Consider the following 15,713-nt stretch of genomic DNA (forward strand, 5'->3'; position numbering starts at 1 on the left):
TGCCCGGTTCGCGAGTGTCTGCTGACCATGACTCGCGAGCGATCAACCCGATCGCGAACCGGATGGGGGAAGTGTGGGCAGTTCTGCTGGCATTGACCGTCGCTCGTTGCTGCAACTGGGAGCCGGCGGCCTGGTCGTGGCCGCCGGTGTCGGCGGCGCTGCCGATCCTGCCGCCATGGCTCAGGGAGGCGGACGGATCAAGGAGTACTGGATCCAGGTCGACTCGTTCCACTGGAACGTCGTGCCCAACGGCAAGGACAACATGATGGGCATGACGTTCACCCCCGAGCAGACGAGCTACCACGCGCTCGGCTACCGGGCGTACACGCCGGGGTGGAAGAAACCGTTGCCCGGCAACGACGACATCGGACCCAACACCGGAGTTCCCGGCCCGATCATCCGCGGCCAGGTCGGCGACACCATCAAGATCCACTTCCGGAACAACGACACCAAGTGGAAGTTCCCGTACAGCATGCACCCGCACGGTGTCGAGTACGGCAACGACTCCGACGGCGCCTGGTTGGCGGACGACCCCGACCGGCCGGGCACCGCGATTCCGCCCGGCGGTGAGTACACCTACACCTGGAGGTGCGTGCCGAGCTCGGTCGGCACCTGGGTGTACCACGACCACTCCAAACCGATGCCGAACCTGTCGCTGCCACCGGACGGCGGGCACGGCGAGCACGGCGCGCACTCGTCGAGCGAGCACCGGGCGACCATGCAGGCAGCCGCCGAGAAGATGCCGGTCATGGAACTCGCCGTGATGATGGGACTTTACGGATTCGTCGTCGTCACCGACGCGAAGACCAAGCCGGTCGACCGCGAGTTCTTCCTGTTCCTGTCCGAGTTCTGGACGACGCTCATGCCGGTCAAGACGAACATGATGGGCTTCAACGGCTACGCGTTCGTGGACAACACCCCGACGCTCACCGCGCGCGTCGGGCAGCGGGTGCGGTGGCACATAGGCACTCTCGGCCTGCTGCCCCACGTGTTCCACGTGCACGGGCACCGTTGGCACGACGGAAAGAGGTACGTCGACTCGGAGGCGATCGAGGCGTCGGAGACGCTCGTGCTGGAATGGGTCGAGGACAATCCCGGCAAGTGGCTCTACCACTGCCACTACGCCGACCACATGGCCATGGGGATGGCCGGGCGGTACGTCGTCTCCTAGTGGCCCGAAAGCAGCTCGCTTTCCTTTCTCTGTCAGAGGTTCGCTCGATCCGGAAAGAACTTCTTTCGAGTGAACGGGCCGTTCCTAGACTCGATTCATGTCATTGCTGAGCTCCGGCGGGCAGCACGCGCTCTGCACACTCCACGAACTCGATCCGGACAATCCCGGATCGGTGCTCGAAGTGGTGCTGCGGCTGTCCGCCGGTATCGACGCCGACGCCGTGTCCCGCGCGTTGACCGAGCTGGTCCTCCGGCACGACGCGCTGCGCACGCGGTTCGCGCGGGCGGAGAACGGCTGGCACCGGATCGTCGACCGGTTGCCGGACGACCGCTGGCTCACCGTGACCGGCGAGTTCGATCCCGTGCGCAGGCCACGACCCGTGCTGTCGATCGACACCGGACCGCTCTTCACCGCGACGGTGGTGCGCGGCCGGCACACCGACGTGTTCGTCCGGGTGCACCACGCCGTCGCCGATCTCTGGTCGGTCGGCCTGCTGGTCGGCGAGTTCGCCGCACTGCTGAACGGGAACACGCTCGATCCGCCGGCCACGCCCGCTCCCGCCGCCGATCCCGCGCGGCTCGACCGGGCGTGGCAGTTCTGGTCCCGGCTGCTCGCCACCGAGTGCGAACCACTCCGGTTGCCCTCCGCGAGCGGGATTCCGCCGCGCACCGGCAGGACCCGATCGAGCCACCACGCCACCTTCGACCTCGGTCCACATCGGACGGAGGCGCTGGACGCGCTCGCCAGACGGTGCGGCGTGAGCCGGTACTCGGTGCTGCTGGTGGCGCAGGCGATCGTGCTCGGCCGGTTCTCCGGAAGTGTCCGGGTGCCGGTCGCCGTTCCGCTGCACGGCCGGACTTCCGGTACCTACCGCGCCGTCGGCTACCACGTGTCGACCGTGGCGTTGCCGGTCGACCTGGGAGGCACCGTGCAGGAGGCCGTCGCGGAGACCGCGCGACGGTTGCGCGGTGCGCTCGCGCATCAGGCCGCCGGCTACCCGGAACTGGTGGCGAGGGGCGGTTCCGCGGTTCCGGTGCCGTCCGCCGCGCTGGTGCTCCAGCAGGACACTCCCGGTGCTCCCAAAGGACTTGCCGCCGCGTTGCTCGGCCACGGCACGGCTCGGATCGGTGCTGTCGGTGTGACGGCCACGGTCGCGCCGCCGTCGATCGGCCCGTTCGGACTCGCCACCCTGTTGGTGGCACACGGCAACACGCTCACCGGCCGGGTCGAGGCCGACCTGGCGGCGCACCCGGCGTGGCTCGCCGACCGGTTCGCGGACGCGTTCGCCGCCGCGGTCGACGCGATGACCGCCGACCCCTCCGCCGCGGTGGCGGAGCTGACGCTGACCGGTCCGGCCGGCCCGCGGTTCGGCGTCTCCCCTTTGCCGCCCAACACTTCCGGCGCTCTGCACGAACTCGTCCTGCGCGCGGCCGCACGTCATCCCGGCCGGATCGCGGTGCGGTCCCAGGACGGAAACCTCGGTTACGCCGAACTCGCCGCCAGGTCGGCCGCGGTGGCGGTGCGGTTGAAGGCCGCGGGAGTGCGGCCGGGTGACAGGGTCGCCGTGCTGCTGCCCCGCCGGCGCGACCTGATCGCCGTGCTGCTGGGCATCCTGCGGTACGGCTCCGCGTACGTCCCGCTCGACCCGTCCAGCCCACCGGCCAGGCTCGCCGAGATCGTGATGGACGCAGGCTGCGCGGCGGTCGCGGTGACCGGGCAGACCGCGGGTCAGCTGCGCGGCACCGGCATTCCCGCCCTCGTCGTGGACGAGCTGGGCGAGGCGGAGCACGAGGTTCCGCCCACCGGCCGGGACCAGGCGGCGTACGTCCTGTTCACCTCGGGGTCGACCGGGCGGCCCAAGGGCGTGGTGATCCCCCACGGTGCTGCCGCGAACCTCGTGCACTGGGCCGGCGAGGAGTTCACCGCGCCCGAGCTCGCCCGCGTGCTGGCGGTCACCCCGATCACGTTCGACCTGTCGATCTTCGAGATCTTCGTGCCGCTCGCCCATGGCGGCAGTGTGCGGTTGCTCGACGGCGTGCTCGACCTGGTCGACATCACCGACGAGCCCACGTTGCTGAACACCGTGCCGTCCGCGGTGGCGAGCCTGCTGGACAACGACGCCCTGCCGCGGAGCCTGCGCGTCGTGAACATGGCGGGCGAGCCGTTGCCCGCCGAGCTCGTGCGCACCGTGAAGCAACGGCTGCCGCACGCCCGCGTGCTCAACCTGTACGGCCCCAGCGAGACCACGACGTACTCGGCGTTCGCGGAGCTGGACGAGACCACCACCGATCCGGTCCCGATCGGCCGCCCGGTCGGCGGGACGAGCCTGCACGTCGTCGACGGCGACCTGCGCCCGGTCCCGGTCGGCGCGATCGGTGAGCTGCTGATCGGCGGTGCCGGGGTGGCGACCGGGTACGCGGGCAGGTCAGGGCTCACCGGCGCGCGGTTCCTCGCCGCGGCCGGCGGGCAGCGGGTCTACCGGACCGGCGACCTGGTCCGGTGGCGCCCGGACGGGCAGCTCGACTTCCTCGGCCGCAGTGACCACCAGGTCAAGGTGCGCGGGTTCCGCATCGAGCTCGGTGACGTCGAGCACGCGCTGCGCCGGGTGACCGACCTGCGTGACGTCGTGGTCGACGCGGCCGGCGAGACCCAGGACCGCAGACTGGTCGCGCACCTCGTGCCCGCCGGTCCGGTCGAGGGTGCGCAGGCGGACTGGCTGCAGGGCGTGCGGCACCGGTTGATGGCCGAACTGCCCGGATACATGGTGCCCGCGGAGTTCGCCGTGCACACCGAGCTGCCGCGCAACCGGCACGGCAAGGTCGACCGGCACGCCCTGCGGGTGGCACCGACCACCACACTCGCACGCGGCGAGCGGGTCGGTCCCCGCACCCCGACCGAACGCAGGGTGGCGCGACTGTGGACCGTCCTGCTCGGTGAGTCCGAGGTCGGTGTCACCGACGACTTCCTGGAGCTGGGCGGCCATTCGCTGATGCTGGCGAGGCTCGCGGGACTGCTGGCCGACGAGTTCGCGGTGCGCGTCGTGCTGGCCGAGCTGTGGGAGAGCAGAACCGTGGCCGCGCAGGCGGAACTCGTCGAGCGACTGGCTGAGCTCCCCGCCGTCGCCGCCGGTCCGCGCCGCGTCGACCGCGCGCGCTTCACCGCAGAGCCCTGATACGAGCCCTGATTCGAGCAACGAGGAGCATCGCCGATGCTGCGGTTCCCCGCTTCCCCCGGCCAGGAACGACTGTGGTTCCTCGGCCAGATCGCCCCGGCGTCCACCGCCGCCTACACCCTCGCACTGCGGATCGAGCTCGACGGGGTGCTCAACGTCGTGGCGCTGCAGTCCGCGCTCAACGCGGTCGTCACGCGGCACGAGGTGCTGCGGACCGGCCTGCACGGCGCGGACGACGGTGTGGTGCAACAGGTCTCGCCCGGCCTGACCGTGGCACTGCGGCTGATCGACGTCAGCCGCGAGGCGCGGCCGCTGCTCGAAGCCGACCGCGTCAGCGCGCAGGAGGTGCGGCGTGGCTGGGACCTGACGCAGCCGCCGCTGATGCGCGCGGTGCTCGTCAGGACCGCGCAGGAGCAGCACGTGCTGGTCATGAGCGTGCACCACGCAGTGTGCGACGGGCTGTCGTTGCTGCTGTTGCTGGAGGAGATCTTCGACGGCTACCAGCGGATCACCGACGGGCGCCAGCTCCGGCGTGACCCTGACGAGCTCCAGTTCGCGGACTACGTGCTGTGGCAACGAGATCAGGACCGCACGGAGCTGCGGGCGCAGTGGGCACAACGCCTGCGCGGGGCCCCGATGGTGCTCGAACTGCCGACCGACGCCCGCCGCCCGCCCCGCCAGTCGTTCACGGGCGCACGGCACGACGTCGTGATCGACGCCGACCTGGCCGACCGGGTGCGGGTGTACGCGGCCCGCCACGGCGTGTCGGCCTCCTCCGTGGTGCTCACAGCCTTTCTGGTGGTGCTCAACAGGTGCAGCGGCGCCGACGACCTGCTCGTCGGCCTGCCCGTCGCGAACCGCGACCAGCCGGAACTCGCCGGCGTCATCGGGTACCTGGCGAACCTCTGCGTGTTCCGCGGCGACCTGCGCCAGCCGGCGACGCTCGGTGAGCTGGTCGGCCGCGTACACGCGGACCTGGTGGAGACGGTGAAGCACAGCGGCCTTCCGCTCGGCGAGCTGATGGACGCCGTCGCACCACCGCGTCTGGTCGACCGCAATCCGCTGTTCCAGGTCATGTTCGGCTTCCAGCAGGACGTGCGGCGCTCGCTGCGCCTGCCGGGTCTCGACGTGCGGATGCGGGAGCTGCACAACGGCACCGCGAAGGTCGACCTCTCGCTGTTCCTGTTCGAGGAACGGGCCGGCGCGATCACCGGTTTCCTGGAGTACTCGACGCCGGCGTTCGAGGCGGCGGGTGCCCGGCAGATCGCCACCATGCTCGTCCAGGTGCTGCGGTTCACCCTCGACGCGCCGGGCCTCGACGTCAGCACGTTCGAGCTCTCGTCCAGCGGCCTGCTGCCGCTGCCCGGTGACGGCGGTCCGGCGCCTGCCGATCAGCACCCGGTGGCGACGCGGATCAAGCACCTCGCCGCCCGGACGCCTGATGCTCCCGCGGTGCTCGACGACACCGGAACCGCGCTGGACTACGCGACGCTCGACGCCCGTGCCACCGCCGCGGCCGCACTGTTGCAACGCAACGGTGTCCAGCCGGGCGACCACGTGGTGGTGCTGCTGGAGCGGACGGTGGCCGCGGTGGTCGCCGCGCTCGCGTGCTGGCAGGCCGGAGCGGTGTTCGTGCCGCTCGACCCGTCCGGTCCCGCCGAGCGCCACGCGGATGTCGTCGACCGCGTCCGACCGGCGCTCACGATCGGTGTCGACCTCTCCGCCGCCGAGTTGCTGGCGGCCGAACCCGCCTCTCCGGTGACGGTGCTGCGCGGTGCGGACTCCGTGGCGTACCTGATGTTCACGTCCGGTTCGACCGGAAGGCCCAAGGGCGTCGGCGTCACCCACCGCAACCTCGCGGTGTTCCTGTCCGCGTTGACCGACCTCGTCGGCCTGCGGCCAGGAGACCGGTTGCTGGCGCTGACGACGTTCGCGTTCGACATCTCCCTGCTGGAGCTCTTCGGCCCGTTGGCCGTCGGCGCGACCACCGTGATCGCGGGCGAGGAGGTGCAGCGCGACCCCCTGGTGCTCGCGGCCCGGCTGGACGACTCGATCACGATCGCCCAGGCGACACCGGTGACCTGGCGCCTCGCGCTGGACGCGGGCTGGCGGCCGCGCAGGTCGTTGCGCGTGCTGTGCGGCGGCGAGGCGATGCCGTCCGATCTCGCCGATGTGCTGTCCACGGAGGACAACCGGGTCTGGAACCTGTACGGCCCCACGGAGACCACGATCTGGTCGTGCGCCGCCGAGGTCACGGCCGGGCGGCCGGTGACGATCGGACGGCCGATCGCGGGCACCAGCGTCGCCGTGCTGGACCGCAACCTCGTGCCCGTTCCTGTCGGCACCGTGGGCGAACTGGTCATCGGCGGCGCCGGTGTCTCCACCGGCTACCTCGGCGACGCGGCCACCACCGCGCGGCGGTTCCTGCCCGATCCGGACCGGCCCGGCGAGCGCATGTACCGCACCGGCGACGTCGTGCGGTGGCGGACGGACGGCTCGCTGGAGTACATCGGCCGCTGCGACGAGCAGGTGAAGGTCCGCGGGCACCGCATCGAGCTGGGCGAGGTCGAGTCGGTGCTGCGCCGTGCGGAGGGAGTGCGCGACGCCGCCGCCGTCGTGCTGGGCGACGGCCCGACCGCACGCATCGCGGCCTACCTGGTCGCCGAATCCACAGTGGACGGATCGTGGGCGGGTGCCGTGCGCCGGCTGGCGAGCGCGTCGCTGCCCGCCGGTGCCGTGCCCGCCGAGTACCACGTGGTCGACGAGATTCCGCTGACCCCCAACAGGAAGGTCGACCGGCGCGCGCTGGCCCTGGTGAACAGCTCGCTGGCAGAGCCCGGCGACCACGTGCCGCCGCGCACCGCGGTCGAACGGGAGATCGCCGAGATCTGCGCCAAGCTCCTCGGCCGCGCCGATGTCGGCGTCACCGACAACATCTTCCTCATCGGCGGTCACTCGCTGCTGGTGGCCCAGCTGGTGCTGCGCGTCGAGCAGGAGCTCGGCGTGCGCGTGCCGATCGTGGAGATCTTCGTGGAACCGACGGTCGCCCGGATCGCCGCGACCGTGGCGCAGCTGCGGGGAGATCGTTCGCAGGCCGGTCTCGTGGACGACGAGCCGGGCTGGCAGTTCGAGGCGATCGACGTGACGCAGTCCTGACCTCCCCCACCCGCTCCCGACACCGAGGAGAAGCATGTCCGTCGCAGACGCCCCGACCTCGTTCCGCCGCCTGCTCCTCGCCGCCATGAACCAGCACGGCGCACTGCGGGCCGTGCCGCTGTCGGCGGCCCAGCGCAGGACGTGGATGCTGACCCGGATGTCCGGTTCCTACCGGCCGATCGTGGTCGGGCGCTACCGGGTGTCCGCCGCGGTGGCGCCGACCGACGTCCAGCTCCGGCTCGGCGCGCTGACCGCGGAGCACGAGTCGTTGCGCAGCGTTTTCGTCGAGCTGGGCGGCAAACCGGCGTGCCTGGTGCTGCCGTTGACGGACGTGCACGTGCGGGTGCTCGACGCTCCCGGCGATGCCGAGGTACGCGCGCTGGCCACCGCACCGTTCGCCACCCGGACCGGTCCGCTCGTGCGGGCGATCCTGATCCGGTTGCCGGACGGGCACACGGATCTGGTGTTGTCCGGCCACCGGCTGGTCGTGGACGCCACCGCGCTCGACCTGATCGCCACCGCGCTGCTCTGCGGGCCGCAGACACCCGCAGCCAACGGGACGCGGGCGCTCGCGATCGAGCAGGACCCCGATGCCGGGATGCAGCGGAAAGCACTGCGGCTGGGCGGACTGCTGGGCAGGCCGGCGGCGACCGAGGTGCGCGGGTACTGGCCGCGGCCACCGGTGCGCGGGCATCAGACCGAGTCCGTTCGGCTGTCGTGGCCCACCGCCGCGTTCGAGGAACTGACCGAGGCAGAGGCGCGTGCCCGGATCACCGCCGCGTGGCTCGCGTTGCTGCACCGCAGGCACGGCGGTGGCGCGGCCGCCGCGGGTGTGCATCTGGCGCGCAGGGACGACCGGCGGTCGATCGGGCCGTTGGACGACATGCGGGTGGTGCGGTGCGACATCGGGGACGCGACGACGTCCGGCGACCTGAGGGCCGCCGCGACGGGCGTGCTCGACGGTGACAGCGTGCCGTTCGCGCACCTGCTGGAGGTGTGCCCACCGCAGCGGGACGTCAGCCGCACGCCGTACGTGCAGACGTCGCTGCGGGTGCTGGACGCTCGCCTGCCACTGGCCAGGACCGCGGGGAGCCGGGTGTGCCGGGTGCCCAGCGAGGTTCCCGTCACCGAGCACGACCTCGAGCTCGTGGTGTTCCTGACCGGCGACGGTCTGCAGGTGCAGGCGGACTACGACAGCGACGTCCTCGACGGCGAGACCGTGCTGGATCTGGTGCGGTGTTTGCAGACGCTCGTCGAGGCCGACGACGACACCCCCGTCGGGCTGATCGACCTGGGCGGCGACGCCACCAGCGGAACCGGGGTGCGCACCGGCGTGCCGGAAGGATCACTGCCGGGAGCGATCCAGTCCGTTGTGGACACTTCACCGGACTCCGTCGCGCTGCGAGCGGGCCGGGTGGAGCTGACGTACGAGCAGCTGTGGCGGCGAGCGGGCCTCGTCGCGGGCGCCCTGCTGCGCCACGGTGTCCGGCCGGGCGATCGGGTGGCCGTGTGGTTGCCCCGCGGCCCGGAGGCCGTCGTGGCGCTGCTCGGCACGTGGCGAGCGGGTGCGGTGTACGTGCCGCTCGACGTGCACCACCCGGCAGAACGAATCCGGTGGCAACTCGAGGACTGCGGCGCGACCGTCGTCATCGCGGAACCGCACCGGCGCGCCGAGGTCACCACGACCGTGCTCGCGCTGGCCGACGTGGACCAGTCCGACGCCGAGGCCGAGCTGCCGGCACCGGCCGGAGACCACCCCGCCTACCTGATCTACACCTCCGGCAGCACCGGACGCCCGAAGGGAGTCGTGGTCCGCCACGGCAGCGTGCTCAACAACGTGGCCTGGCGTCAGCGCCGCTGGCCGCTCGCGCCGGCCGACCGCGTGCTGCACAACCACCCGTTCAGCTTCGACCCGTCGATCTGGGCGGTGTGCTGGTCACTGGTGAGCGGGGCGTGCATCGTGCTCGCGGGCAGCCACGAGCTGGACGATCCCGCCGCACTGCTGAAGTGCCTGTCCGGCAACGGGGTCACCGTCGTGGGCGGAGTGCCGTCGCTGCTGACGGCGCTCGTGCAGCACCCGCTCGCGGAGGTGTGCACCAAGGTCCGCCTGGTGCTCAGCGGCGGCGAGGCGCTCACCGACGCGCTGGTGAACCTGGTGCACGAGACCTGGTCCGCGACCGTGGTGAACCTGTACGGCCCGACCGAGGCGACGATCGACTCGCTGGGGTACGAGCTGCCGGCCCGGATCGGCGCGCGGGACACGCGGCCCGCACCGATCGGGCACCCGGTCGACAACACGGAGGTCCGGGTCGTCGACGCCGAGCTGCGGCCGCTGCCCGTCGGGGTACCCGGCGAGATCGTCGTCTCCGGCGCCGGGCTCGCCATCGGGTACCACGACCGGCCGGGCCTCACCGCGACGAGGTTCCTGCCCGACCCGTTCGGCACCGCGGGTTCCCGGCTCTACCGCACGGGAGACCTGGGCCGGTGGCTACCCGGCGGTGCCGTCCAGTTCCTCGGCCGTGCCGACCACCAGGTCAAGATTCGGGGCCACCGGGTGGAACTGGCCGAGGTCGAGTCGGTGCTGCGCGGATGCGCCGGGGTCGACGAGGCCGTGGTGCTCGCGCTGGACGCCTCCACCGAGGCCGCCCGGCTGGTGGCGGTCGTCGTGCCGGAACACCGAGCTCCGGACGAGCTGCGCGCGGAACTCTCGCGGAAACTGCCCGACTACCTCGTGCCGGATCGCGTCCAGCCGTTGCGCGAGCTGCCGTTGACCGGCAACGGCAAGATCGACCGGACAGCGCTGGAGGACCTGTTCGCCACCGCGGAGGCCGTCGACGAGGTGCGCACCGAACCGATCTCCGAACTGGAGCGGTCGGTCGCGGAGGCGTTCGCCCAGGTGCTGAAGCGCGCCCGCGTCGGCGTGCACGAGGACTTCTTCGTGCTCGGTGGCACCTCGATCATGCTCGCGAAGCTCGCGACCCTGCTGTCGACGCGGCACGACGTGGAGATCCCGCTGCACGAGTTCTTCGCGGTCCCGACGGCGGCCGCGGTCGCCGAGACCATCGAGCTCTACCGCGCGGAAGGACTCGCGGTCGTGCTCGGCAGGCAGCACGCGGCCACCCTGGAAGCGGACGCCACGCTGCCCGAGACGGTCCGGCCGGACGGGCTGCCGAAGGCCGACTGGGCGAACCCGCGCCGGGTGCTGCTCACCGGTGCCACCGGGTATCTCGGTCTGCACCTGCTGGAAGAGCTGCTGCGGCGCACCGACGCCGAGGTCGTCTGCCTCTGCCGCGGCGACGATCCCGAGCACGCGCTGCGGCGCATCCGGGAAGGCCTGGCGCTGTACGAGATCGAGGCCGAGTCCGAGCTGCACCGGGTCACCTGCGTGATCGGCGATCTCGGCGCGCCCCGGCTCGGCCTCACCGACGAGCAGTGGGACGACCTCGCCCGCACTACCGACGTGATCTACCACAACGGCGCGCTGGTCAACTTCGTCTACCCGTACTCGGCGCTGAAGGAACCGAACGTCGGTGGCACGCAACGGGTCCTGGAACTCGCCTGCACCACCCGGCTCAAGGCGGTCCACCACGTGTCGACGATCGACACGCTGCTGGCGACGCACACCCCGCGGCCGTTCATCGAGAACGACACCCCGCTGCGGTCCGCGGTCGGCGTGCCGGCCGGGTACACGGGCAGCAAGTGGGTGGCGGAGAAGGTCGTCGACGTGGCACGCCGGCGCGGCATCCCGGTGACGATCTTCCGGCCCGGCCTGATCCTCGGCCACACCCGCACCGGCGCCACCCAGACGATCGACTACCTCCTGGTGGCACTGCGCGGTTTCCTGCCCATGCACATCGTGCCGGACTACCCGCGGATCTTCGACATCGTGCCGGTGGACTACGTCGCGTCCGCGATCGTGCACATCTCCCGGCGGCCGGACGCGCTCGGCGGGTTCTTCCACCTGTTCAACCCGGATCCGGTGCCGCTGCGCACGTTCTGCGACTGGATCGCCGACTACGGCTACGACTTCGACGTCGTGCCGTTCGAGGAAGGCCGCCGCCGCGCGCTCCAGGTCGAGCCGGGTCACCCGCTCTACCCGCTGGTGCCGCTGATCCGCGACGCCGAGGTCGAACCGCACCGCGCGCTCGACCCCCGGTTCATGGACGAGCTGCAACCGGCCAACGAGTGCGCACGCACGCTCGAACTGTTGCAGGGCAGCGGGATCACCTGTCCGCCCACGTCACTCGCCGACGCCCACGCGGTGCTGGACTACCTGGTGCGCGTCGGCTTTCTGCCCCGACCGGAGGGAGTCCGATGATCCGCAGGAGGTCGCTGCTCGTGGCGAGCGCGACGACGGCGGCCGCGCTGACGACAGGTGGCTGGTCGCGCGGCCCGGACTGGGAGGCGTTGCGCCGGAGCCTCGCCGGTGACGTGGTGCTGCCGGGCGATCAGGACTACGACGTGGTGAGGTCTTTGCCGCTCAAGCAGTTCGACCACGTTCGCCCCCGCGGGCTGGTGCTGTGCGAGACGCCGGAGGACGTCGTCGAGTCACTGCGTTTCGCCCGCCGGTACGGGCTGCACGCGGTTCCGCGCAGTGGCGGCCACAGCTTCGGCGGCTACTCCACGACGCCCGGCGTGGTCATCGACGTGTCCCGGTTGAACGAGGTCGCGCTGCGCGGCGGCGTGGCCTCGGTCGGCGCGGGTGCCCAGCTGGTCGACGTGCACGACAAACTCAGCGCCCACAACACCTCGGTCGCCACCGGCTGGTGCCCGACCGTCGGCATGGGCGGTCTCACGCTGGGCGGCGGGCTGGGACTGGAAACCCGCAAGTACGGCGTCACCAGCGATCGCCTGCGCGCCGCGGAGATCGTGCTGGCCTCCGGTGAACGCCTGTGGTGCGACCAGGGCAACCACCGGGACCTCTTCTGGGCGCTGCGCGGTGGAGGCGGCGGCAACTTCGGCATCGTCACGAAGTTCGAGTTCGACCCTGTGCCGGCGGCCGAGACGACGAGCTACACGCTGACCTGGCCGTGGCGAGCAGCCGCCGCGGTGTTCGACGCGTGGCAGCGCTGGGCGCCGTTCGCACCGGACGAGCTGTCCGCGGTGCTGAGCTTCACCACCAACGACGCGGCGCCGGGCACCGAGCACACCGTCGTGGTCACCGGCAGCTGGCTCGGCGCGGCGCACGAGGTGGAGGAACTGCTGTCCACGCTCGTCGCGCGAGTGGGCGTGAGTCCGGCGACGCACTCCCTGGTCACCCTGCCGCACCGGCAGAGCATGATGCGCTGGTTCGGCTGCGAGAACCTGACCGTCCAGCAGTGCCACCGCGAAGGACCGTGGCCGGGCGGCACGATCCCGCGGTACGCGTTCGCCGCGGCGCGCGGCAACTTCTTCTCGCGGTTGCTGCCGGACCACGCCATCCGGCGCGTGCTGGCCGCGGTCGACGCGCAACGCGTGCGGGGGCATTCGCGCAGCATGGACATCCAGGCGCTCGGCGGCGCCTGCAACCGGGTCTCCCCGCACGCGACCGCGTTCCTGCACCGCGACAGCCTGTTCTACGCCGGATTCTCCGTCGTGATCGACCCGAACGTCACGGAGGAGGGCAGGCGGGCCGCGTACTCGTGGGCCGACGCCGCCTGGCGCACCGCCCGGCCGTACGCCAACGGGCACGTCTACCAGAACTACATCGACTCACGACTGCACAACTGGCAGCACGCCTACTACGGCACCAACTACCCCAGGCTGTCGGCGGTCAAGCGGCGGTACGACCCGAGCGGGTTCTTCCGGTTCGCGCAAAGCATCCGCTGACGAACGCCGAGGGCCCGTCCATGCGGCGGACGGGCCCTCGTACCGTTCGATCACTGGTTGGACGCACGCGCCATGTCGTTGTTCTCCACGGTCAGGACATAACCGCGCCCCCAGGCGGTCTGGATGACGAGCCCGAGAGGGGCGATCCGGCGGCGGATCCTCATGATGTGCAGGTCCAGAGCGTTCCTGCTGGCCGCACCCGGTTGGATCGACAGCCGGTCGCGCAACGTCTCGCGCGGCACCAGCACACCGAAGTTGAGCGTGAGCAGTTCGAGCAGATCGGCCTCCGTCGGAGAGACGGCCGCCGACTGTGCCCCGTAGTGGATTATCCCGCCGCGATCCACGCGCGGCGAGCAGTGGTCAACCGTCTTCGCCCGGAGCGCCTGCATCCGTGCGATCAGGTCGCTGTGCGTGATAGGCGCACGTATCCAGTCTTCCCTGATGTCCGTGCAGATCGGTGCCTGTGCCCCTCCTTCGACCACGAGCAGCCGCAACACCCCTAATTCGTGGTACTTCTCCCTCTTTTCGAATTCCGCAGGCCAGCGGACGAGCTTGACATCTTGTTCACCCTCCAGTAAGGCCACTGCTCCCCCCAGAAAGAAGATTCTTGTTCTTCCTTCAACTACTTCCTTCTCCAGCGTCCGCATCGGCGAGGACTCGATATTCTGGAAGCGCATTCGACGGTACCAAGACACAAACCACCGACTCAACGCGCCAACGGGTTACCGCACAGAAGGATCAGATCGTTCGGTAACAGAGGCTTAGAACTTTTTGATCACGACGTTTAGAGGGTGATCCACTTTCAGGGCTCAAAGTCGGCTCAGGTCGACGCTCTGCCGGATGTTGCCGCTGACCTCCGGCGGAGGGATCCGCGCACCCGCCGGAGCGAGCACGACGGGCAAACCGTTGCCGGGCACCAGCGACACCCTCATCACCCGGTCGACCGCCGTGCCGGGCACCAGGGTCGGCCGGAACCGCTGGAGCAGCACGGCCAGCACGACCTTCATCTCCAGCATCGCGAAGTGCCGGCCGACGCAGTTGTGCGCGCCGGCACCGAACGGCAGGTACTCGTAGGCCGACGGGCTCGGCCCCTCCCAGCGGCTCGGGTCGAACCGCAGCGGCCGGGGGAACCGCTCCGGGTCGCGATGCGTGACGTACGGGCTGAGGAAGACCATCGTCTTCTCCGGCAGCGCCACGCCGCCCAGCTCGGTCTCCCCGGCCGTGTAGCGCAGCAGCATCGGCGCGGGCGGCAGCAGCCGCATCGTCTCCTTGAGCACGGCGTCGAGCAGCGGCAGCCGGTCGAGCGCCGCCTCGTCGGGCGCCGCACCGCCGAGCACGGACAGCTCGTCACGCAGGTCCGCGAGCACCTGCGGGTGCTGGTCGAGCAGGAAGAGAGCCCAGGTCAGCGTGGCCGTGCTGCTGTCGTGGCAGAACGCCGTGTAGGCCTCGCTGACCAGCTCGTCGTCGCTGAGCGCCGCACCGTCGTCGTCCCGCGCGGCGATCATGGTCGACAGCATGTCGGTCCGGTCGTGCGCGGTCGGCCTGCGCTCCGCGATCAGCCCGCGCAGCACCGTCTCGATCTCCTCGCACGTGCGCAGCGCCGTGCGCATCGTCGTGCCCGGCAGGTCGAACGGGAACATCAGGGTCATCGGGGACGCGGCGACCGCGAGCAGCCTGCCGATCAGCCCCTGCAGCCGGTCGACCTCGTCGGGTGCCTCGATGTCGAACACGCTGCGCATAGCGATCAGCAGGACGATCCTGGCCAGCCGCTGGTCGATCGGCAGCGTGTCGCCCACGCGCAACGACCCGAGCTCGCGCTCGACGACCTCCTGCACCGCCCGCCGGTGCGAGAGCACCCGGCGCGGGGTGAACGTCGGCTGCATCAGCCTGCGGTGCCGCCGGTGCCGGTCGCCGTTGAGCCGCAGCAACCCGTTGGTGAGCAGGTGGAACGAGCTGCCCTCCGGGATCTTGACCTCGCGGAACGCGTCGGCGACGAACACGTCCGGCTCGGTGAACACCGCGCGTTGAGGTTCCGCGCCGAACGCGAACACGTGCCGCGGCCGTGCGGGCTGCCAGGTGCTCACCTCGCCGTAGGTCCGGTACTGCCGCATGAAGTACTCGGCGGGATCGCGCAACATGCGCAGGCCACGCGCTCTCCAGCCCCCCGCCAGATGCGGCCCCGGACCCGGTAAGCGCAGATCGGTGCGCGTGTCGCCGGACGTCTTCATCGCATCCTCCCCTGATCGCGTGGATATGCGATGTTACGAGCGGGCCGAGTCCCCTCCAGCTTTCCCGGACAGTCTCCTAAAAGGAACGAACGGCCGATCCTTTGCCCATTCCGCCGATTTCCCTTCAGTCCTTGGAAAGACCCGCCACGATTGCGCCGCGCGGTTCGTAATGTCACGG

The 15,713-nt window shown here is 70.9% G+C and carries 7 protein-coding genes; 5 read left to right on the forward strand and 2 right to left on the reverse strand.

The window, feature by feature from the left end:
- Window positions 1–106: 106 nt before the first annotated feature.
- The 5 genes from G7043_RS29995 (at window position 107) to G7043_RS30015 (ending at window position 13,307) form a co-directional block, all read left to right on the forward strand.
- A complete protein-coding gene (locus tag G7043_RS29995) occupies window positions 107–1,171 on the forward strand; it encodes a multicopper oxidase domain-containing protein (RefSeq protein ID WP_166051295.1) in 1,065 nt (354 codons plus the stop codon).
- A gap of 97 nt (window positions 1,172–1,268) precedes the next feature.
- Window positions 1,269–4,343 (forward strand): non-ribosomal peptide synthetase, encoded by a 3,075-nt coding sequence (locus G7043_RS30000; RefSeq protein ID WP_166051296.1) that lies wholly within the window; start codon window positions 1,269–1,271, stop codon window positions 4,341–4,343.
- Between the two features lie 36 nt (window positions 4,344–4,379).
- The gene (locus tag G7043_RS30005) at window positions 4,380–7,499 is read left to right on the forward strand and encodes a non-ribosomal peptide synthetase (RefSeq protein ID WP_166051297.1); all 3,120 of its coding nucleotides are present in this window, start codon (window positions 4,380–4,382) and stop codon (window positions 7,497–7,499) included.
- 34 nt (window positions 7,500–7,533) lie between these two features.
- Window positions 7,534–11,817: a non-ribosomal peptide synthetase gene (locus tag G7043_RS30010; RefSeq protein ID WP_166051298.1), complete on the forward strand. Its 4,284-nt coding sequence runs from the start codon at window positions 7,534–7,536 to the stop codon at window positions 11,815–11,817.
- Window positions 11,814–13,307, forward strand: coding sequence for an FAD-binding oxidoreductase (locus tag G7043_RS30015; protein WP_166051299.1), 1,494 nt, complete (start codon window positions 11,814–11,816; stop codon window positions 13,305–13,307). Before G7043_RS30010 ends, G7043_RS30015 begins: the two co-directional genes overlap by 4 nt.
- 50 nt (window positions 13,308–13,357) lie before the next feature.
- On the opposite strand, the gene G7043_RS30020 is transcribed toward G7043_RS30015, so the two are convergent.
- Complete coding sequence (locus G7043_RS30020) at window positions 13,358–13,984, reverse strand: winged helix-turn-helix domain-containing protein (RefSeq protein ID WP_242642824.1); 627 nt, start codon at window positions 13,982–13,984, stop codon at window positions 13,358–13,360.
- Window positions 13,985–14,116: 132 nt separating this feature from the next.
- Entirely contained in the window at window positions 14,117–15,535 is a 1,419-nt protein-coding gene (locus G7043_RS30025) for a cytochrome P450 (protein ID WP_166051300.1), read from the reverse strand.
- Window positions 15,536–15,713 lie beyond the last annotated feature (178 nt).

This window comes from Lentzea alba (assembly GCF_011067745.1).
Taxonomy (GTDB): domain Bacteria; phylum Actinomycetota; class Actinomycetes; order Mycobacteriales; family Pseudonocardiaceae; genus Lentzea; species Lentzea alba.